The organism is Pseudorhizobium endolithicum (assembly GCF_902153245.2).
GTDB lineage: Bacteria > Pseudomonadota > Alphaproteobacteria > Rhizobiales > Rhizobiaceae > Neorhizobium > Neorhizobium endolithicum.
Window position 1 is genome coordinate 394,744 of the sequence record NZ_CABFWF030000010.1, and the last position, 18,274, is coordinate 413,017.

Genomic DNA, 18,274 nt, shown 5'->3' on the forward strand with positions numbered 1-18,274 from the left:
AGCGGTTTATAGTCCCAACCTCCAAAACAAGTCAACACGCTTTTTCCGCCCCCGCAAAGATTTCCGCTAAGCCATTGGTAGATAACGGCGAATTAGACGAACCGCCGAAAACCACTCCCCCACCAGCAAAAACCGCGCGCCCTACCCGCCATCCATCCCATCCCCCCACACCCCCTCCGCCCCCAGATCTTCACATTTGTAAGGTCTATACCCCAATCCGTGAAATGGGCCGGGGCCGGAGCGGCGGCACACCGCTTGCCGATTTGACACGGCAGGGCGAAAGGGGCACATGTTTGCGCAAATTCCCGCCGCGACAATGCACCCGTCCAAGAGGGCAACAGGGGACAGAAACGACCGCATGATCAACGCCCGCAGCATGATCCGGACGCTCGGCAACGAGCCGCCCCTCCTGGCCGATGGCCGGCGGGCGCCCGATCGGCGCGAAATCTCACTGCGCTGGCTCTCCGGCACCTTCCTTACCGGCATCACCTCCTCGGTTCTCATGGGGGTGGCCCTCTTTGCCGCGCTCGACGGGCGCCAGCAATTGGCGACGCCCGCCGAAGCCTCCGCCATGCTTCCGATGGAGGAGGAGGCCGACAGCGTCACCCGCGGCGGGCGCCTTCTCGGCGGCAACATCGTCGCCATGCCGACGGACCGCAAGGTGATGGAGGTCTCCACCGTCGTCCACGAGGGCAATAAGGAGGTCATCCGCCGCCGTCCCTTCGCGCATGTGAAGATGAACCTTGCGGCCAATCACGTGGCGCAGGAGGATTATCCCGATTTCGATCCTCTCACCATCTTCGCCTCGAGCGAGGGGCCGGCGCCCAGCGCAGGGAGCACGGGGGTCATCTACGGGTCGGAGGTCGAATCGGAGGTGAGCCTCCGCGCGCTCCCCTTCCCGGCCAGCGGCGCCCGCTATCCCTATGCACCGTCCATGTCACTGGAGGAGGTCGAGGAGAACATCCGCTCCAACGGCTCCGTCCTGACCGATGGCCACACCCAGCTTTCCGCCCTCTACTATGTCGATCCGCAGCGTTTTTCGACGGCGGAGGACGGGCTGGACCTTACCGCCGGCCTGACCGCGCGTATCCTCGAGCAGAACATGTCGGTGAGCCCGGCCGAACCGGTGACGCCGCAGACCCGCGACTACGCCGACGACATCATCCCGATCCGTTCGGAGAAGGAAATCGCCACCGCCCTGACGGATGTCGGCTATCCCGAAGGCAAGGCGCAAGAGATCGCCGGCCATCTCGGCAACCGGCTGAGCGAGCCGAAGCTCCTGCCCGGCGACGTGCTGCGCATCGGCGTGCTGCAGCAGGGCGAGATGGTGATGGTCGTCCGCGCCTCCGTCTACCGCCATGGGCGGCATGACGTCACTATCGCGCTCAACGATCACGGCCGGATCGTCGACGCCGAGGAGCCGCCGATGATCGACGCGGTCGCGGGTGCCTTCAGTGATCAGCCACCCCAGGTCGCCACCGGCCGCGAACTGCCGCGTGTCTATGACGGCATCTACAGGGCCGCCCTCTCCTACGGCATGACGGCGGACATGACCGGCCTGCTCGTGAAGCTGCTGGCCAGCAGCGTCGACCTGCAGGCGCAGTTGAAGCCGACCGACCGTATCGAGGCCTTCTTTTCCGTCCAGGACGAAAGCGGCCAGGCGAGCGAACAGTCCGAGCTTCTGTACGTGAACGCCCATTTCGGTGACACGACGACCCGCTTCTACCGCTTCCAGAACCCCGACGACGGCGGCATCGACTATTACGACGCCGACGGCCGCAGCATCCGGCAGTTCCTGCTGCGCAATCCGGTTCCGAACGGCCGCATGACCTCCGGCTTCGGCATGCGCCGCCACCCCATCCTGCGCTATGCCCGCATGCATACGGGCACCGATTGGGCGGCACCGCGCGGCACGCCGATCATTGCCGCCGGCAACGGCGTGGTGGAATCGGCGGGCTGGGACAAGGGCGGCTACGGCAACCAGACGCTGATCCGCCACGCCAACGGCTATGTCTCCTCCTACAACCATCAGAGCGCGATCGCCCGCGGCATCAAGCCGGGCGCCAAGGTGACCCAGGGTCAGGTCATCGGCTATGTCGGCTCCACCGGGCTTTCGACCGGTGCGCACCTGCATTACGAGCTCATGGTCAACGGCACCAAGGTGGACCCGATGAAGATCCGCCTGCCGGGGGGCAAGTCGCTGGAGGGGGAGAACCTCGCCCGCTTCAAGGAAGAGCGCAGCCGCATCGACGCGCTGCTCGGCGGCGATCCGGCGGAGGTCGCCAGCCGGTAGCGGGCGGCGATGGTATCCGATCCCGTTCCCATGAGGCGAAAGAGGCGCTGGAGCTGATCCGGCAATGCTTCCCCGAGGCGCTTGTCGCCGCCTATCTGGTGCAGATGTGGCGGACGCTCGCAGCCGGTGACTTCGTCTCCAAGGATGCCGCCGCCGACTGGGTCATGCCCCTGCTGCCGGGACGGAGAGCAGCATTGATCCGGCAGGCGAAGCTCCAATATCTCGGCCTCGGTGACATGGACTGGACGTCCGACCGGCAGCAGGTTCGGCGGGTGGCGGACGATCTGGCAACGCCCGTGGCTGCACTGCTCTGACCGTCAGAACCAGGCCCGGCGCAAGCAAACGGGGCCTCGCACTGGAGGCCCCCGCACTTCTTTCCAGAACGACGGAGGCTTATGCCGCTTCGCTGACCTGCCGCCTGACGCGGAAGAGCAGCCGATCGGAGCCCGCATCGACGGCGACCGTGGATTCGTCGGGGATCTGCCCACCGAGGATCTGCTCGGCCATCGGATCCTGCACGAACTTCTGGATCACCCGCTTCAGCGGCCGCGCCCCGTAGATCGGATCGTAACCCTTGTCCGCCAGCCACTCGCGCGCGTCCGGGTTGAGCTCGATGACGATCTTGCGCTCGGCGAGCAGCGAGACCAGCCGCTTCATCTGGATATCGACGATCGCGCCCATTTCCGTCCGCTGCAGGCGGTGGAAGAGGATGATCTCGTCGACGCGGTTCAGGAACTCCGGCCGGAACGAGGCCTTGACCACGTCCATCACCTGGTCGCGCACCTGGGCGGTATCCGCGCCTTCCGGCAGGCTGGTGAGATACTCGGCCCCGAGGTTCGAGGTCATGATGATGATCGTGTTCTTGAAGTCCACCGTCCGGCCCTGTCCGTCCGTGAGGCGCCCGTCGTCGAGCACCTGCAGGAGCACGTTGAACACGTCCGGATGCGCCTTCTCGATCTCGTCGAACAGCACGACCTGGTAGGGCTTGCGGCGGACGGATTCCGTCAGTGCGCCGCCTTCCTCATAGCCGACATAGCCGGGAGGCGCGCCGATCAGCCGGGCGACCGAGTGCTTCTCCATGTATTCCGACATGTCGAGGCGCACCATCGCGGTCTCGTCATCGAACAGGAAGCGGGCGAGCGACTTCGTCAGTTCCGTCTTGCCGACGCCGGTGGGTCCAAGGAAGATGAACGAGCCGATCGGCCGGTTCGGATCCTGCAGCCCGGCACGCGAGCGGCGAACGGCACGCGACACCGCCTGCACGGCGTCGCCTTGGCCGACGACGGACTTCGCCAGTTCGTCTTCCATGCGAAGCAGCTTGTCGCGTTCGCCCTCCAGCATCTTGTCGACCGGGATACCGGTCCAGCGGGAGACGACATGGGCGATGTTGTCGGGCGTCACGACCTCCTGCACCATGGCATTGGCGCCGGTATCCTGCGCTTCCGCGGCGGCCAGATCCTTCTCCAGGCCGGGGATCACGCCATAGGCAAGCTCGCCGGCTCGCTGGAACTCGCCCTGCCGCTGGGCGATCGCCAGCTCATTGCGCGCTTCGTCGAGCCGCTTCTTGAGGTCGGCTGCCAGCCCCAGCTTCTGCTTCTCCGCCTGCCAGCGAGCTGTCAGCGCATCGGCCTCTTCCTCGAAAGAGGCAAGCTCGCTTTCGAGTCGCGAGAGCCGGTCGGCCGACGCTGTGTCGGTTTCCTTCTTCAGCGCCTCGCGCTCGATCTTCAGCTGGATGATGCGGCGATCCAGTTCGTCCAGTTCCTCCGGCTTGGAATCCACTTGCATGCGAAGCCGTGAGGCGGCCTCGTCCATCAGGTCGATCGCCTTGTCCGGCAGGAAGCGGTCGGTGATGTAGCGGTTGGAAAGGGTCGCGGCAGCCACCAGGGCGGAGTCGGAGATCCGCACCTTGTGGTGCTGCTCGTATTTCTCCTTCAGCCCGCGCAGGATCGAGATCGTATCCTCCACCGTCGGCTCGTCCACCATCACCGGCTGGAACCGGCGGGCAAGGGCTGCATCCTTCTCGACATGCTTGCGGTATTCGTCGAGCGTGGTGGCGCCGACGCAGTGCAGTTCCCCGCGGGCGAGCGCAGGCTTCAGCAGGTTGGACGCATCCATCGCGCCATCAGCCTTGCCGGCGCCGACCAGCGTATGCATCTCGTCGATGAAGAGGATGATTTCGCCGTTTTCCGCCTGGACTTCGTTGAGAACAGCCTTCAGCCGCTCCTCGAATTCGCCGCGATACTTCGCGCCGGCGATCAGGGCACCCATGTCGAGCGCCATCAGCTTCTTGTCCTTCAGGCTTTCCGGCACGTCGCCGTTGACGATGCGCAGTGCCAGGCCTTCGGCGATAGCCGTCTTGCCGACGCCGGGCTCGCCGATCAGCACCGGATTGTTCTTGGTGCGGCGGGAAAGCACCTGGATCGTGCGGCGGATCTCGTCGTCGCGGCCGATGACCGGGTCGAGCCTGCCCTCGCGGGCCTCCGCCGTCAGGTCGCGCGCATATTTCTTCAGCGCGTCAAAACCCTGTTCGGCGTTCGCGCTGTCGGCCGTGCGCCCTTTGCGGACCTCGTTGATGACTTGGTTGAGGGCTTGAGCCGTCACGCCGGCCTTCTTGAGCGTCGCGGAGGTCGATGCCGTGCTTTCGATGGCGAGCGCCAGCAGCAGCCGCTCGACGGTGACGAAACTGTCGCCCGCCTTTTTTGCCGCGTCTTCGGCGGTGGTGAACACCTTGGCGAGCGGCTGCGACAGATAGACCTGACCACCGCCGCCGGAAACCTTGGGCAGCTTGGCAAGTGCCGCATCATTGGCGAGCCGCGCTTCCTTGGGGTCGCCGCCGGCACGGGTGATCAGCGAGGACGCCATGCCCTGGTCGTCGTCGAGCAGCACCTTCAGCACATGCTCGGGCGTGAACTGCTGGTGTCCCTCGGAAAGCGCATGGGTCTGCGCCGACTGCAGAAAGCCGCGAACCCGCTCGGAATATTTCTCGATATTCATGTCGAACCTCCACAGATCGTTCCGCCCTTCGTAAGGCACGGACCGATGATTGAGATTGAGCTCCCTCAAAGGCGAGCCCGTCGCCGGATTGCCCGGCGTTGAAAATGATATGGGAGGTCGTTTCGCAGATTTAAAGGAGCTGGCTGGCCGCGACACGATAGCTGCCCGCGGCCAGCTCCAGACTGCGATTCGCTAGGCTCCGGCACGAAAAAAGCCCCGGCCTTCCGACCGGAGCTTTGCAATGTCTTATTTAAGAAGACAGTCTTACTCGCCCGCTGCGTCAGCCAGTTCGGGCCGGGGTTCGGCAGCACCGTCCTCCTGGGCAGCACCTTCTTCTCCCCTACGGGGGCGACGCGGCCGATTGCCGGCATTGCGGCGGCGCGGCTGCCGTTCGGCCTGCGCGCCCTGCTCTTCCGATTCCGCGGCCACTTCTGCGGGGATACCCTCGATCACGGGTTGGGGGCCGGAGCCGTCGATGGCGGGTGCTGCCTCGGCAGCAGGAAGCTGGTCACGTTCGCGGCGATTCTGACGCTCGCGCTGTTGCTCACGTTGCTGCTGGTTGTCCCGACGCTGCGGCTGAGCCTCCGCCGAAGGCTGCTGGCGGAACGAACCTTCGTCGTCGCCCTCGGTCGTTTCGATGTCGTCGCCCTCCTGGCCGTCGCGATCCTGGAACTCGCCGCGATCGTCACGCTGGAAGCGCTCCTGCATCTGTGCCTGCGCGGCGGCGATGATGCGGTTGTAGTGTTCCGCATGCTGCAGGTAGTTTTCGGCTATCACCCGGTCGCCGGAGCTCTGGGCATCGCGCGCCAGGGCCGCATATTTTTCCGCAATATGCTGGGCCGTCCCGCGGATCTTCACGTCTGGGCCGGAGCTGTCATAGGTGCGGGTAAGAGGGTTGCCGCCCTTGCGGTTGAAGTTATTGCCGCCGCCGCCATTGTTGCTGCCGCCGCGCCCTCGACCGCGCTTGTTCTGCTGTCCTGGCCTCATAGATAGATCACCTGAATTGTCTGTTGTCCGCTGATAAGGGGCCGCGCAGCCATGCTGGCTTCCGCCAGACCAAGACTTCGCGCGCCGCGGACAGGAGGACACCAAGCCGCCTGCCGCTTGTGAAAGTCAAATTACCTGAATCACGCACCAGGAAATGTTCAACCTTTGAAACTCAAAAGAGCCGGTTTCAGGGTTGACCTTAACCCGAACGAATCTCCGTTCATTCCCAGCCGCCCCGGTACGTGGCCGCAAACTATCGTGCTTCCTCTGGAAATCCAAGCCTTTTCTTTCGCTGTGCAAAATCAGGTATCCGGCCCCTGCCGCGTCATCACGAGCACACGGTCGTTGCCGCCGAAGTCGCACACCGACTGCCCAGGCACGTACCCTTTCGAGGTAAAAAGCTCGCTCACCGCATCCTTCTGGTCGAACCCGATTTCCACACCTACCGTTCCGCCGGGTTCGAGAACTTCCGCAGCACCTGCCGCGATCGTCCGATAGGCATCCATTCCGTCGGGGCCGCCATCAAGGGCAGCCAGGGGATCGAAGTTCCTGACCTCGGGTTCCAGTGTCGCGATGACGTCAGTCCGTATATAGGGTGGATTTGACACGATCATGTCGAACCGCTGCCCAATGTTCTGGAACCAATCGCTGCGAACCGCTTCGAACCGGTCTTGAAGACCGAGAGCCGCGGCATTCGCCTGAGCCGTCTGCAAGGCATCCGCAGAGATATCGGCGCCAAGCCCGGTCGCTTCCGGGCATTCCTTCAGGAGTGCGAGCAGGATTGCGCCCGTTCCGGTCCCGAGGTCCAGGATGCGTACCGCACCCTTGGCCGCCGCGACCTGCCTTGCATAAGGCAGCATGGCATCGACGAGAACTTCCGTATCCGAGCGGGGTTCCAGCGTGCCTCGGGATAGCCGCATCGGCATTCCGTGGAATTCACGCACTCCTAATATGCGATGTACCGGCTCGCGTTTCAAGCGGCGTGCGATGGCATTTTCTATGTCGGCCCTCTCCGCCGCCGAAACGGCACGGTCCGCACCGGTGAAGACCTCGGTATGGGTCAGGCCGAGTAGCCCTCCGATAAGGATACGCGCCTCGATCGCCGCATCGGGAAGCCCGGCCGCCGCGAAGCGAGCCCTCGCCTCTCCGACAAGTGCCCCGAGCGTCGTCACCCCTGCTGCTCGCCGAGTTGCGCCAGCTGCCCCGCCTGATAGTCGGCGATAAGCGCGTCGACCACCTCGTCGATCTCCCCTTCCATCATCCGGTCGAGCTTGTAGAGCGTCAGGTTGATGCGGTGGTCGGTTATCCGTCCCTGCGGAAAGTTGTAGGTGCGGATGCGTTCGGACCGGTCGCCGGAGCCCACCTGGCTCTTGCGATCCGCGGACCGCTCGCTCTCGGCCCTCTGCCGTTCCATGTCGTAGAGGCGCGAGCGCAGCACCTGCATGGCCTTCGCCCTGTTCTGGTGCTGCGATTTTTCCGAACTGGTCACCACCAGCCCCGTCGGCAGATGGGTGATGCGGACGGCGGAGTCCGTCGTGTTGACGTGCTGTCCGCCGGCACCCGAGGAGCGCATCGTATCGATGCGGATGTCCTCCGGACGGATCTCGATATCGATCTCCTCCGCTTCCGGCAGGACCGCGACGGTCGCGGCCGAGGTATGGATCCGCCCCTGCGTCTCCGTATCCGGCACACGCTGGACCCGATGGACACCGGACTCGAACTTCAGCTTGGAGAAGACGCCCCGCCCGCTGACGGTCGCGATGATTTCACGGAAGCCGCCGGCCTCGCCCTCGCTGGCGGAAAGCACCTCGACCTTCCAGCCCTTGCCCGCCGCATACCGCTCGTACATCCGGAACAGGTCGCCGGCAAAGAGCGCGGCCTCGTTGCCGCCGGTGCCGGCGCGGATTTCCAGAATGGCGCTCTTCTCGTCCGCCGCATCCTTCGGCAGGAGCAGGACCTGCATGTCCTTCTCCAGCGCCTCGACCCTCTCCTCGGCGTCCGGCAGTTCCATCTCGGCCAGCTCGCGCATCTCTCGGTCGGTCGCCTTGTCCGCCAGCAGCGCCTTGAGGCCTGCCACTTCGGTCGTTGCCTTCTCGAAATCGCGGATCTTGCGGACGACCGGCTGCAGTTCCGCATATTCCGAAGCCAGCCTGACATAGACGTCGGAGGCCGGGCCTTCGGACATTCGGGCCTCGATTTCGCCGAAGCGGCGCTCCAGCTCGCGCATCTTGTCTACAGGAAGCTTCGCCACCCGGATCTACTCCATCATTGCTCTTGTCAGAGCGGGATACCGTTCTCGGCCGCAAAACGGATGAGCAGATCACGGACCGGCTCTCCCGTCCGCGTATCGTCCAGCGCCGCGTTCAGCGTCTCCATCAGCCTGCCCGCATCGAGCGACAGGAGCATGGCCTTGACAGGCCCGATCGAGGTCGGCGCCATCGATACGGAGCGGAAGCCGAGACCGATCAGCGCCATGGCGGAAAGCGGCTTGCCGGCCATCTCGCCGCACAGCGTCAGCGGAGTGTTGTTGCGATCGGCCGCCCTCACGATATCGCGCAGGATCCGCAGGAACGGCTTGCCCAGCATGTCGAAGCGGTCGGAGACCCGGGCATTGCCGCGGTCGGCCGCCATCGAGAACTGGAAGAGGTCGTTGGAGCCCACGGAAACGAAATCCACCTCGGCCATCAGCTCGTCCAGCTGCCACATCAGGGCCGGCACTTCCAGCATGGCGCCGAACGAGAGCTTGCGCGGCAGGCTGTGTCCGAACTTCGACAGGTGCTGCACCTCCTTCTGCAGGAGTTCGCGTACCGCATGGATTTCGGCCACTTCCGTCACCATCGGCAGCATCATTCGCAGCTCGGAGTCCGCCGAAGCCCGCAGAAGCGCCCGCAGCTGCGTGCGCAACAGGCCCGGCCGGTCGAGCGACAGGCGGATCGCCCGCCAGCCTAGCGCCGGATTCTCCTCTTCGTGCGCACGGAAATAGGAGACCACCTTGTCGCCGCCGATATCGAGCGCCCGGAACGTCACGGGCCGGCTGCCCGCCTGCCGGATGACCGTGCGATAGAATGCCTCCTGCTCCTCCAGCTTGGGCATGGTCGAGGCGATCATGAACTGCAGTTCCGTGCGGAACAGCCCAATGCCGTCCGCCCCCGATTCCGGCAGATGCGGCAGGTCCACGATCAGCCCGGCATTCATCATCAGGCTGATGCGCTTGCCATCCTTCGTAACGGGATCGACGTCGCGCAGCGCCCGGAACTGTTCCTGGCGGCGAGCGCGAAGCCGGACCTTCTCCTCGTAGGCCTTCAGCACGTCGGGCACCGGCCGCAGGTGAAGCTGGCCGTCGTCGCCGTCGATGATTGCCGCATCACCGTTCTCGGCAAGCGCCACCGCCCCGGCGGCCTGGCCGACCACCGGGATGCCCATCGCCCGTGCCACGATCACCACATGGCTGGTCACGGCGCCATCCTCCAGCACGAGCCCACGCAGCCGTTCCCGCGGATAATCGAGAAGTTCGGCCGCACCCATGGCGCGCGCGAAGATGATCGCATCCGCCGGCAGTCCCTCGCTGATCGCCCGTCCGCTGAACCCGGTCAGCTGCCGCAGCAGCCGGTTCGCGAGGTCATCGAAGTCGTGCATCCGCTCCCGAAGATAAGGGTCGGTCAGGCGCATCATCCGCGCCTTGGTATCGCTCTGGACCTTCTCGACCGCCGCTTCCGCCGTCAGGCCGTTGTGGATCGCCTCTTCCATGCGGCGCACCCAGCCCTGGTCGTAGGCGAACATCCTGTAGGTCTCGAGGACCTCACGATGCTCGCCTTCGGTCGCCACGTCCCGCCGCGACAGCATGTCGTCGATCGAGATCCTGAGCGAGCCGAGCGCCTCGGCCAGCCGCCGGACCTCGCTCTCGGCATCCTCGTTGAGCAGATTGGTGACCACCACGCGCGGCTCGTGCAGAACCACATGGCCGAGACCGATGCCTTCGTTGTAGCCGTCACCCCCGATGGTGACGGCACGCGTCAGGTCGAGCTCGAGGCCCGGCTTGGTAATCTTCTTCAGTTCCCCCGTCGCAATCATCTCGGCAATTACCATCGCGGTCGTTTCAAGCGCCTCGACCTCATCCTCGCGATAGGTCCGACTCGCCCTGTTCTGAACGACGAGGACGCCCAAAGTGCGACCGGCTCTCAAGATCGGGACGCCGAGGAAGGAATGGTAGATTTCTTCTCCCGTTTCAGGGAGATAGCGGAAGGCGGGATGCGCCTGCGCGTCCGAAAGGTTGAGCGGCTGGGCCGAGGCGGCGATGGTGCCGACAAGCCCCTGCCCCATTTTCAGCTGCGACAGATGGACGGCTTCGGGATTGAGACCCTCGGTGGCGTAGAGCTCCAGCACCCCGTCCGATCGCAGCACATAGACCGAGCAGACCTCCGCCACCATGTTGCTGGCGATCTGGCGGACGATGCGGTCAAGGCGCTCCTGCGGATCGAGCGGCTCCGCCATCAGTTCGCGCAGCCGCCGCAGCAGAACGCGCGGACCCGCCGACAGCTCTCTCATCGGCATCATCGCTCCCGAAACAAGGTGCCCCACCCGTCGGCACCGCCCCTTCCCTGCAGGAAAGCGCAGCCCTTCGGCTCATGTTCAACTCTTATCGAGACCGTAGGCGGAATGCAAAGTCCGAACGGCCAGTTCCGAGTATGCGCCGTCGATAAGAATGGAAATCTTGATTTCGGATGTCGTGATCGCCTTGATGTTGATGCCTTTTTCAGCAAGTGCCTTGAAAGCATGCGCAGCGACCCCGGCATGGCTGCGCATGCCGATGCCGATGACCGACACCTTGCAGAGACCTGATTCGTTCTGCGCGACGTCGAAGCCGATTTTTTCCTTGTTGTCCTCGAGGATCCTGAGCGCCTTCTGCACGTCTCCATAGGGAACCGTGAAGGTCATGTCGGTGCGCGATCCGTCCTCGGAAATGTTTTGCACGATCATGTCGACGTTGATGTGGGCTTCCGCAAGCGGTCCGAAGATGGCGGCCGAAACGCCGGGGCGGTCGGCCAGCCGGCGGAGCGAAATCTGCGCCTCATCCTTGGCATAGGCTATGCCGGTAACGACTTCCTGTTCCACGATCTCTTCCTCGTCGCAAATCAATGTGCCGGGCGGGTTCAGGAGGTCGCCCATGCCCGGCGCATCGGGATCCTCGAAACTCGACCGCACGAAGGTGCGGACCTTGTGGACCATGGCAAGTTCGACGGAGCGAACCTGCAGCACCTTGGCGCCGAGCGACGCCATTTCCAGCATTTCCTCGAAGGTGATCTTCTTCAGCCGCCGAGCCGTCGGCACGATGCGCGGGTCCGTGGTATAGACGCCGTCGACATCCGTATAGATGTCGCAACGGTCTGCCTTGACCGCAGCAGCAATGGCGACTGCGGACGTGTCAGAGCCGCCGCGTCCAAGGGTGGCGATGCGATTGTCAGGGCCTATACCCTGGAAACCGGCAACCACCGCGACCTGCCCCTCGCCCATCCGACGGATGATGTCCGTGCCATCGATCTCAAGGATGCGCGCGGCGCCATGTGCATTATCTGTCTTGATCGGGATCTGCCATCCCTGCCAGGAACGCGCGTTGACGCCCATAGACTGCAGCGCGACGGCGAGCAACCCTGACGTCACCTGCTCGCCGGACGCGACCACTGCGTCATACTCACGGGCGTCATAGAAGGGGGAATCGCCGCCGGCGACCTTGGGCATGTCCTGAACCCAGCCCACCAGTTCGTTTGTCTTGCCGGACATTGCCGAGACGACCACGGCCACCTCGTGACCGGCATCGACCTCGCGTTTCACATGGCGCGCGACATTATGAATGCGTTCCAGATTGGCGACCGAAGTGCCGCCGAACTTCATGACGATGCGAGCCATGCTGATCAATACCACCCGTTCGCTCCCGCGGGAGCGGCTGTCTTTGCCCGTCTTGCAGGCAAGGCGGGATTTCGCCGCGTCTCTTATCGAAAAGGGGGGTGGGGCGCAATGGCGGCAAGAGCGAAGCCTGGCGACCTGAAAGAAAAAGAACGCCCGTCGCGGGCGTTCCGAGTTGAATGGTTCTCCGACTGCAGTCAGGGCGGTCGGTAATCTCAATGACCGACCATTAGGGGCAGCGAGGGAAGCAGTTGGCGTCCCCGCCGGGATTAGCCCCTCGCGGTCGACGGAAATCCCGGTCGCGCTCACGATTCCGGTCACGATCCGCGCGATCCCGATCCCGGTCACGATCCCTGTCCCAGTCGCCACGATCCCGATCCCGGCGATCACGGTCCCAGTCTCGGCGATCACGGTCCCAGCGATCGCGGTCGCGGTAGAAGTCGCGGCCCCGGTAGTGCCGGTCCCAATAGTTGCCGATCTCGAAGGTGACGGTCGGGATTCCGAGCGGGCGATAATATTGTGGGCCGATATAGACGCGGCGTTCGCGATAGCTCGCCTGGACGTAGCGGCCCGAGACCCAGCCGCGGCCGCCAGAGAAGGCGACATCACACCAGTTGACGCTGCTCATGCATCCGTAGATCGTCACCGGAGACCCGGCCGGAATGACAGTCACAGCCGGGTAGGAGGTGCTCGGGCCCGAGCGCATGTTGACGTTGGCCGTGGAATGTCCCCGCACGGCCGCATCGGCCAGCGAAGGCGCGGCCACCACTGCACACAGGGCAGCAGCGGCACTGAACAGATACTTCCTCACGTGTTTTCTCCTGCGAAATGACGAGCTTGCCGCTCTTGTTTCCACTCAATGTCGGACACCCGCCATTGTTCCGCTCAGCCCCTGAACCGCCCATGAACGGCGGCACACGTTTTAAATGGTCGCGGAAGCAGGCAGCGTCCAGCGCATGGACTGTGTCGGCCCGTGGCTGCCAAAAGAAACACCCGCTTCAGATGCACCCGTAGCTCACAGGCACGATGCCTCGGTGGCTACGACTCCCTTCCCCCCGGTCAAACGGCTCTCCGGGATGTTTCACCTCCCTGCGAGAAAATGCGTGCCCCAAAACATGAAGAAGTCTGCCGTCAGCCCCAGCCCTGATCCACATCCCGCGCAGGATCTCCCACTTCCACCAGCGTCGCCGAAGACGCGTCTGCAGCAGACCGATGCTGTCCTCGCCGCATCAGACAGATCGGCGGGGTGCAACAAATGCTCCGCCTGAGCGAAGCTGCCGCTCTGTGCGGCCAATCTCGACACGAGGTTCCATCAGCTCTCCCAACAAGCGCAGGAGGCTGTGGAACAGGACTTTGTCAAGAAACCCGCCCGTCGCTGGAGCCTCGTAACGGGGATCATAGCGACGCGGAGGAAACGGCCCTTGACTTCTGCCCTCGATCGTCCGACCTCAGGCGCAGACGCTGGAGGTGACGACCTATGACAGATGCCGCAAAGACTACTATCGACCAGAGCGAGGTCGACCGCTTTTCCGCCATGGCCGCGGAATGGTGGGATCCGGCCGGCAAATTCAAGCCGCTGCACAAGTTCAATCCGGTGCGCCTTACCTATATCCGTGACCGGGTGGCAGAGAATTTCGGTCGCGACCCGAAAGCTCATCTGCCGCTCTCCGGCTTGCGGATCCTCGACATCGGCTGCGGCGGCGGCCTCCTCGCAGAGCCGGTCGCCCGCATGGGCGCCGCGGTCGTCGGCGCCGATCCCTCCGAGAAGAATATCGGTATCGCCTCCACCCATGCGGACGAGACCGGCACGAGCGTCGACTATCGCGCCGTCACCGCCGAGCAACTGGCGGAAGCCGGCGAGTTGTTCGACGTGGTCCTCAACATGGAAGTGGTCGAGCACGTCGCCGACGTCGATCTTTTCATGCGCACCTGCGCCTCCATGGTGAAACCCGGCGGACTGATGTTCGTCGCGACTATCAACCGCACGATGAAGGCGCGCGCGCTGGCGATCTTCGCGGCGGAGAACATCCTGCGCTGGCTGCCCCGGGGTACACATCAATACGAGAAGCTGGTCCGTCCCGACGAGTTGGAGACACCACTTTCGGCGAGTGGCATGAGCATCGTTCACCGCACGGGCGTCTTCTTCAACCCGCTCCAGGACCGCTGGAACCTTTCTCCCGATATGGACGTCAACTACATGCTGCTGGCGAAGAAGGCGGAATAACGTTAATTCGCATCTTCCGGCAGGATCGGCAGCGGCGCCACCTCGATGCCCTCATCGAGAAGGTCGCGCACCTCTGCAAAGCTCGCCTGCCCGACTATGCCCCGGGCATCGGCTTCGCCGTAGTGGATCTTTCGGGCTTCCTCGGGGAACTTCTCCCCGACATCCTCGGCATTGGCCTTGATGGCCGCCACCGCTTCGCGGATCTTCGCCATCACCTGCTTCTGGGCGAGGTCCATGGCGACCGCCTGCTTTTCCTCTTTTTTCTGGGCGGTAGAAACGGAGGGCGCCATCAGCGACTTGGAAATCGCAGCCGAATTGCAGCTCGGGCAGGTCAGGAGGCCGGCTTCCATCTGCCGGTCGAAATCAGCGCTTCCGGAAAACCAGCCTTCGAAGCCGTGGGCATTGTCGCAGACGAGCGAGTAGCGGATCACGCGGCGACCCCTTTCGCCTCCGCCGTCACCGTCTCCAGCGTGAAGTCGCGGGCGTTCTTGAGGTTCGGGATCTTGCCGCGAGCGGCCTTCACCTGCTCGACGTCGATCTCGGCGACGACGATCGCCTCGCCGCTGCCGCCGGCCGAAGCCAGTACCTTGCCCCAGGGATCGATGATCATCGAATGGCCGAAGGTCTCCCGCCCGTCCTCATGCACGCCGGCTTGAGCTGCGGCGATCAGGAAGGCACCGTTCTCGATGGCGCGGGCTCGGAGCAGCACCTCCCAGTGCGCCTCGCCGGTCTGCCGGGTGAAGGCGGCGGGAACGGTCAGCACTTCGGCGCCGGCGACCGCTTCGGTCCGGAACAAGGACGGGAAACGCACGTCGTAGCAGATCGCAAAGCCCAGCTTGGCGAAGGGAAGCTCAGCCACGCGCGCTTCGCCACCCGGTCGGTAGACGGCACTCTCGCGCCAGCTCTCGCCGTTGTCGAGGTCGACGTCGAACATGTGGATCTTGTCATAGGTGCAGATCCGCCCGCCGCCGGGGGCGAACAGGAAACCGCGATTGGCGATCTTGCCGTCGGGCAGCGCGATCGCGGTGGAGCCGACATGCACATGGATGGCGAGCTCGCGGGCAAGTTCCTGCGCGGTGGAAACGATCCGATCGCTCGCCTCGTCCCGCAACACCGCCATCAGCCCCGGACGGTCCTTCTGGACAGCCCCGGTCATCTCCGGCGTCTGGACATAGACAGCGCCCTGGCTGGCCGCCTCCCGCACCAGCCGGGCCATATCGGCGGCGTTCTTTTCCGGATCGATGCCGGAACACATCTGGATGGCGGCAGCCTTGAACGTCATGGTCGCTTTCCCTCAGTTTGCCAGCATCGGATCGAGCTTGCCGGCCCGGTCCAGCGCATGGAGATCGTCGCAGCCGCCGACATGCTCGCCATTGATGAAGATCTGCGGGAAGGTCGACCGGCCATTCGCCTTGCCGATCATTTCCTGCCTCAGGTCCGGGGAAGAGGTCGCATCATGCTCGATGAAGTCGACGCCCTTCGATTGAAGCAAGGCCTTGGCACGCGAGCAGTAGCCGCAGCCTTGGCGGGTATAGATGGTGACGTCTGCCATGAACTTCTCCTGGCGCGGCTGGGCGGGAAAGAACCGCGCATTGAACTGCCATTCGGCCCTCATATAGGCCCGGAAATGGCCATTGCAAAGGTCAAAACGGTGACCTCGGAAGCACCTGCCTTCTTCAAGGCGCGGGTCGCCGAAGAGACGGTGGCACCGGTGGTGAACACGTCGTCCACCAGGAGGATGTGCCTGCCGGCCACATCGGTCTCCCGCCCCGGCACCACCTTGAAAGCCGCCCGGACATTCTCCACGCGGCCCCGGGCGGTAAGGCCAACTTGCCGGGAGGTGTTCTTCACCCTGACGAGCGTGCTCGGCAGGAAGGGCCGATCGGAGAGCCGCGCCAGGTGCCGCGCGAGCTCGGCGGATTGGTTGAACCTGCGGCTGGCGAACCGCCAGCGGTGCAGCGGCACCGGCACGACCGCATCGCAACCAGCGACGAAACCGTGAGATGCCCGCAGCATCCAGTGCGCCATCATCGCCGAACGGTCGGTGCGGTCGCGGTATTTGAGGCCGTGCACCAGATGGCGCACAGGCCCCTCGTGGATCGCGACCGAGCGCAGCCGGTCGAAGACCGGCGGATCGGCGATCGCATCGGCGCAGACCATGCCCTCCCCGGGATCGTAGGAAAAGGGGATACCCAGCACCTCGCAATAGGGGCGCTCGATGAAACGGATCTCCGTCCAGCAGTTCGGGCAGAAACCGCTGTGCCCGCCGGTCAGTATCCCGCAGCCGGGACACGTAGCCGGATAGACGAGGTCGCCCAACCGCTGCAACCAGTCGTAAGGCCGCGTCGTTAGCAGAGTACGGATGAGCGGCGGGTCTGCTGCCATGGATTGACATTAGGCTCGATGGAGCGCCATTGCGCAATCGGATTCTTGAGAAGGCAGATGCTCCCATGGAGACGATATTCGATCAGGCATTGGCGGCGGCGCGGCGCGAGCGGGCCTTCCGGAAACAAGAGAAGGGCGCCTCCTTCCTGATCGACCTGGTGGCAAAGGAACTGGCGGAGCGCCTTTCCGTGGTGGAGCGGAACTTCGAGGACGCGGTCGAGCTGCATGGCGGAACAGGCGCCGCCGCAAGGATGGCATCGCAGACCGGCAAGATCACCCGCCTCCGGCGGATCGAGACCAGCAGCATGTTTGCCCGGCCGGGAGAGGACCTGACGGTCGCCCCTCTCGAGGAGGTTCCGATCGAGCCGGCCTCGGTCAACCTCGTTCTCTCGCCGCTGTCGCTGCACCTTGTGAACGACATACCCGGCGCACTGGTGCGCATCCGCAGGTCGCTCAAGCCGGACGGCCTGTTCATGGCAGCGATCCCCGGCGCCGGCACATTGGCGGAATTGCGTGATGTTCTGCTGTCCGCCGAAGCAGAACTGACAGGGGGAGCCAGCCCGCGCGTGATCCCGTTTGCCGATGTTCGCGACGTGGGCTCGCTGCTGCAACGGGCCGGCTTCGCCCTGCCCGTAGTCGATGTCGAGACCTATACGGTCCGCTACGATTCCCTATTTCCGCTGATGCGGGACATCCGCGCGATGGGCATGGCCAATCCGCTGGTCGGGCGCAGCCGCATTCCGATGAGCCAGCGCTTCTTCGTCCGGGCAGCCGAGCTCTACGCCGAACGCTACGCCGATCCCGACGGGCGCATCCGCGCCACCTTCTCGGTCATCTACGCTTCCGGCTGGGCGCCGCACGAGAGCCAGCAGCAGCCGTTGAAGCCCGGCTCGGCAAAGATGCGGCTGGCGGATGCCCTGCGGGCACCACGAGACGATGACGCCGGCGGTTCCTAGCTCATTGCGTCGGTGAGATAACCTTCGATCGTGTCGAAGACGTCCACCAGGCTATCGGACAGTCCGCCGAAACCTGCGACCAGCACGACGGCGATAATTGCGGCAATCAATCCGTATTCGATGGCCGTGGCACCGTCAGTGCGCCGCGACAGCGACCAGAGAAGACGCATGCGAATTTCTCCTTTCGGCAAGGTCTCCTCATGAGACATGGGTTCAGCAGCGTTTGTCGATGTCGTAGGGCTGGATGATGCAGACGGAGCCTGGCGTCTCCTGAAGGATGCTGCGGCGGATGGTGTAGTGCTTGGTACCCTTCTCCGCCGGAGCGATCGAACCGGTGGTGATGCGGTCGAACTCCTCCTGGACATGGGCGAGCCGGCGGGCGTCATCGGTCTCGGCCAGCATGGGGGTGATGATCAGGGATAGCGCGATCGCCGCGGTCCCGAAGAGAAGGGCCATATTGAGGGCGCCGGTCTTGCCGGACCTGTACGTTGCCCGCTTCCGGACGCGCACAGTCTTCCACAATTCCTCGTCCAT

The 18,274-nt window shown here is 64.3% G+C and carries 17 protein-coding genes; 4 read left to right on the forward strand and 13 right to left on the reverse strand.

Features of this window, described 5'->3' with window-relative positions:
• The first annotated feature begins 358 nt into the window (after positions 1 to 358).
• On the forward strand, positions 359 to 2,293 hold the full coding sequence (locus RTCK_RS07755) for a M23 family metallopeptidase (RefSeq protein WP_142592383.1): 1,935 nt from the start codon (positions 359 to 361) through the stop codon (positions 2,291 to 2,293).
• A gap of 14 nt (positions 2,294 to 2,307) precedes the next feature.
• A complete protein-coding gene (locus RTCK_RS07760; protein WP_142592430.1) occupies positions 2,308 to 2,607 on the forward strand; it encodes an aminoglycoside adenylyltransferase domain-containing protein in 300 nt (99 codons plus the stop codon).
• A gap of 79 nt (positions 2,608 to 2,686) precedes the next feature.
• Here RTCK_RS07760 and clpB read toward each other — a convergent pair whose 3' ends face one another.
• The 7 genes from clpB to RTCK_RS07795 form a co-directional block, all read right to left on the reverse strand.
• Entirely contained in the window at positions 2,687 to 5,287 is a 2,601-nt protein-coding gene (clpB, locus tag RTCK_RS07765; protein WP_142592384.1) for an ATP-dependent chaperone ClpB, read from the reverse strand.
• 264 nt (positions 5,288 to 5,551) lie between these two features.
• The gene (locus tag RTCK_RS07770) at positions 5,552 to 6,274 is read right to left on the reverse strand and encodes a DUF4167 domain-containing protein (RefSeq protein ID WP_142522776.1); all 723 of its coding nucleotides are present in this window, start codon (positions 6,272 to 6,274) and stop codon (positions 5,552 to 5,554) included.
• Between the two features lie 302 nt (positions 6,275 to 6,576).
• Positions 6,577 to 7,446, reverse strand: a complete 870-nt coding sequence (gene prmC, locus RTCK_RS07775) for a peptide chain release factor N(5)-glutamine methyltransferase (protein WP_142592385.1) — start codon at positions 7,444 to 7,446, stop codon at positions 6,577 to 6,579.
• On the reverse strand, positions 7,443 to 8,525 hold the full coding sequence (gene prfA, locus RTCK_RS07780) for a peptide chain release factor 1 (protein ID WP_142592386.1): 1,083 nt from the start codon (positions 8,523 to 8,525) through the stop codon (positions 7,443 to 7,445). Before prfA ends, prmC begins: the two co-directional genes overlap by 4 nt.
• Positions 8,526 to 8,551: 26 nt before the next feature.
• Positions 8,552 to 10,819 carry a phosphoenolpyruvate--protein phosphotransferase gene (ptsP, locus tag RTCK_RS07785; RefSeq protein ID WP_142592431.1) on the reverse strand — a complete coding sequence of 756 codons (2,268 nt, stop codon included), beginning with the start codon at positions 10,817 to 10,819 and terminating at the stop codon, positions 8,552 to 8,554.
• 84 nt (positions 10,820 to 10,903) lie between these two features.
• Complete coding sequence (locus RTCK_RS07790) at positions 10,904 to 12,178, reverse strand: aspartate kinase (protein WP_142592432.1); 1,275 nt, start codon at positions 12,176 to 12,178, stop codon at positions 10,904 to 10,906.
• Between the two features lie 226 nt (positions 12,179 to 12,404).
• Positions 12,405 to 12,986 (reverse strand): SH3 domain-containing protein, encoded by a 582-nt coding sequence (locus tag RTCK_RS07795; RefSeq protein WP_235988610.1) that lies wholly within the window; start codon positions 12,984 to 12,986, stop codon positions 12,405 to 12,407.
• A 666-nt stretch (positions 12,987 to 13,652) separates the two neighbouring features.
• On the opposite strand from RTCK_RS07795, the gene ubiG reads away from it, so the two are divergent.
• The gene (ubiG, locus tag RTCK_RS07800) at positions 13,653 to 14,399 is read left to right on the forward strand and encodes a bifunctional 2-polyprenyl-6-hydroxyphenol methylase/3-demethylubiquinol 3-O-methyltransferase UbiG (RefSeq protein ID WP_142592387.1); all 747 of its coding nucleotides are present in this window, start codon (positions 13,653 to 13,655) and stop codon (positions 14,397 to 14,399) included.
• Between the two features lie 2 nt (positions 14,400 to 14,401).
• Here ubiG and RTCK_RS07805 read toward each other — a convergent pair whose 3' ends face one another.
• From RTCK_RS07805 to RTCK_RS07820, 4 genes are read right to left on the reverse strand one after another with little or no spacing between them, the layout of a single operon-like run.
• The gene (locus tag RTCK_RS07805) at positions 14,402 to 14,830 is read right to left on the reverse strand and encodes a DUF1178 family protein (RefSeq protein ID WP_142592388.1); all 429 of its coding nucleotides are present in this window, start codon (positions 14,828 to 14,830) and stop codon (positions 14,402 to 14,404) included.
• Positions 14,827 to 15,681, reverse strand: coding sequence for a carbon-nitrogen hydrolase family protein (locus RTCK_RS07810; RefSeq protein WP_142592389.1), 855 nt, complete (start codon positions 15,679 to 15,681; stop codon positions 14,827 to 14,829). The genes RTCK_RS07805 and RTCK_RS07810 overlap by 4 nt, the downstream gene beginning before the upstream one ends.
• A 12-nt stretch (positions 15,682 to 15,693) precedes the next feature.
• Positions 15,694 to 15,951 carry a glutaredoxin 3 gene (gene grxC, locus RTCK_RS07815; RefSeq protein WP_142592390.1) on the reverse strand — a complete coding sequence of 86 codons (258 nt, stop codon included), beginning with the start codon at positions 15,949 to 15,951 and terminating at the stop codon, positions 15,694 to 15,696.
• Positions 15,952 to 16,010: 59 nt separating this feature from the next.
• On the reverse strand, positions 16,011 to 16,784 hold the full coding sequence (locus tag RTCK_RS07820; protein ID WP_142592391.1) for a ComF family protein: 774 nt from the start codon (positions 16,782 to 16,784) through the stop codon (positions 16,011 to 16,013).
• Between the two features lie 65 nt (positions 16,785 to 16,849).
• Between RTCK_RS07820 and RTCK_RS07825 the strand changes: the two genes are divergently transcribed.
• Positions 16,850 to 17,740 carry a methyltransferase domain-containing protein gene (locus RTCK_RS07825; RefSeq protein ID WP_142592392.1) on the forward strand — a complete coding sequence of 297 codons (891 nt, stop codon included), beginning with the start codon at positions 16,850 to 16,852 and terminating at the stop codon, positions 17,738 to 17,740.
• On the opposite strand, the gene RTCK_RS07830 is transcribed toward RTCK_RS07825, so the two are convergent.
• Positions 17,737 to 17,910 carry a Flp family type IVb pilin gene (locus tag RTCK_RS07830; RefSeq protein WP_142522767.1) on the reverse strand — a complete coding sequence of 58 codons (174 nt, stop codon included), beginning with the start codon at positions 17,908 to 17,910 and terminating at the stop codon, positions 17,737 to 17,739. The two genes, RTCK_RS07825 and RTCK_RS07830, sit on opposite strands and share 4 nt — an antisense overlap.
• Positions 17,911 to 17,953: 43 nt before the next feature.
• Positions 17,954 to 18,274, reverse strand: coding sequence for a hypothetical protein (locus RTCK_RS07835; protein ID WP_142592393.1), 321 nt, complete (start codon positions 18,272 to 18,274; stop codon positions 17,954 to 17,956).

Coding starts and splice junctions, on each gene's coding strand:
- RTCK_RS07755 (WP_142592383.1), top strand. CDS start 359: ATGATCAACGCCCGCAGCATGATCCGGACGCTCGGCAACGAGCCGCCC.
- clpB (WP_142592384.1), bottom strand. CDS start 5,287: ATGAATATCGAGAAATATTCCGAGCGGGTTCGCGGCTTTCTGCAGTCG.
- RTCK_RS07770 (WP_142522776.1), bottom strand. CDS start 6,274: ATGAGGCCAGGACAGCAGAACAAGCGCGGTCGAGGGCGCGGCGGCAGC.
- ptsP (WP_142592431.1), bottom strand. CDS start 10,819: ATGAGAGAGCTGTCGGCGGGTCCGCGCGTTCTGCTGCGGCGGCTGCGC.
- RTCK_RS07790 (WP_142592432.1), bottom strand. CDS start 12,178: ATGGCTCGCATCGTCATGAAGTTCGGCGGCACTTCGGTCGCCAATCTG.
- ubiG (WP_142592387.1), top strand. CDS start 13,653: ATGACAGATGCCGCAAAGACTACTATCGACCAGAGCGAGGTCGACCGC.
- RTCK_RS07810 (WP_142592389.1), bottom strand. CDS start 15,681: ATGACGTTCAAGGCTGCCGCCATCCAGATGTGTTCCGGCATCGATCCG.
- grxC (WP_142592390.1), bottom strand. CDS start 15,951: ATGGCAGACGTCACCATCTATACCCGCCAAGGCTGCGGCTACTGCTCG.
- RTCK_RS07820 (WP_142592391.1), bottom strand. CDS start 16,784: ATGGCAGCAGACCCGCCGCTCATCCGTACTCTGCTAACGACGCGGCCT.
- RTCK_RS07825 (WP_142592392.1), top strand. CDS start 16,850: ATGGAGACGATATTCGATCAGGCATTGGCGGCGGCGCGGCGCGAGCGG.
- RTCK_RS07830 (WP_142522767.1), bottom strand. CDS start 17,910: ATGCGTCTTCTCTGGTCGCTGTCGCGGCGCACTGACGGTGCCACGGCC.
- RTCK_RS07835 (WP_142592393.1), bottom strand. CDS start 18,274: ATGGACGAGGAATTGTGGAAGACTGTGCGCGTCCGGAAGCGGGCAACG.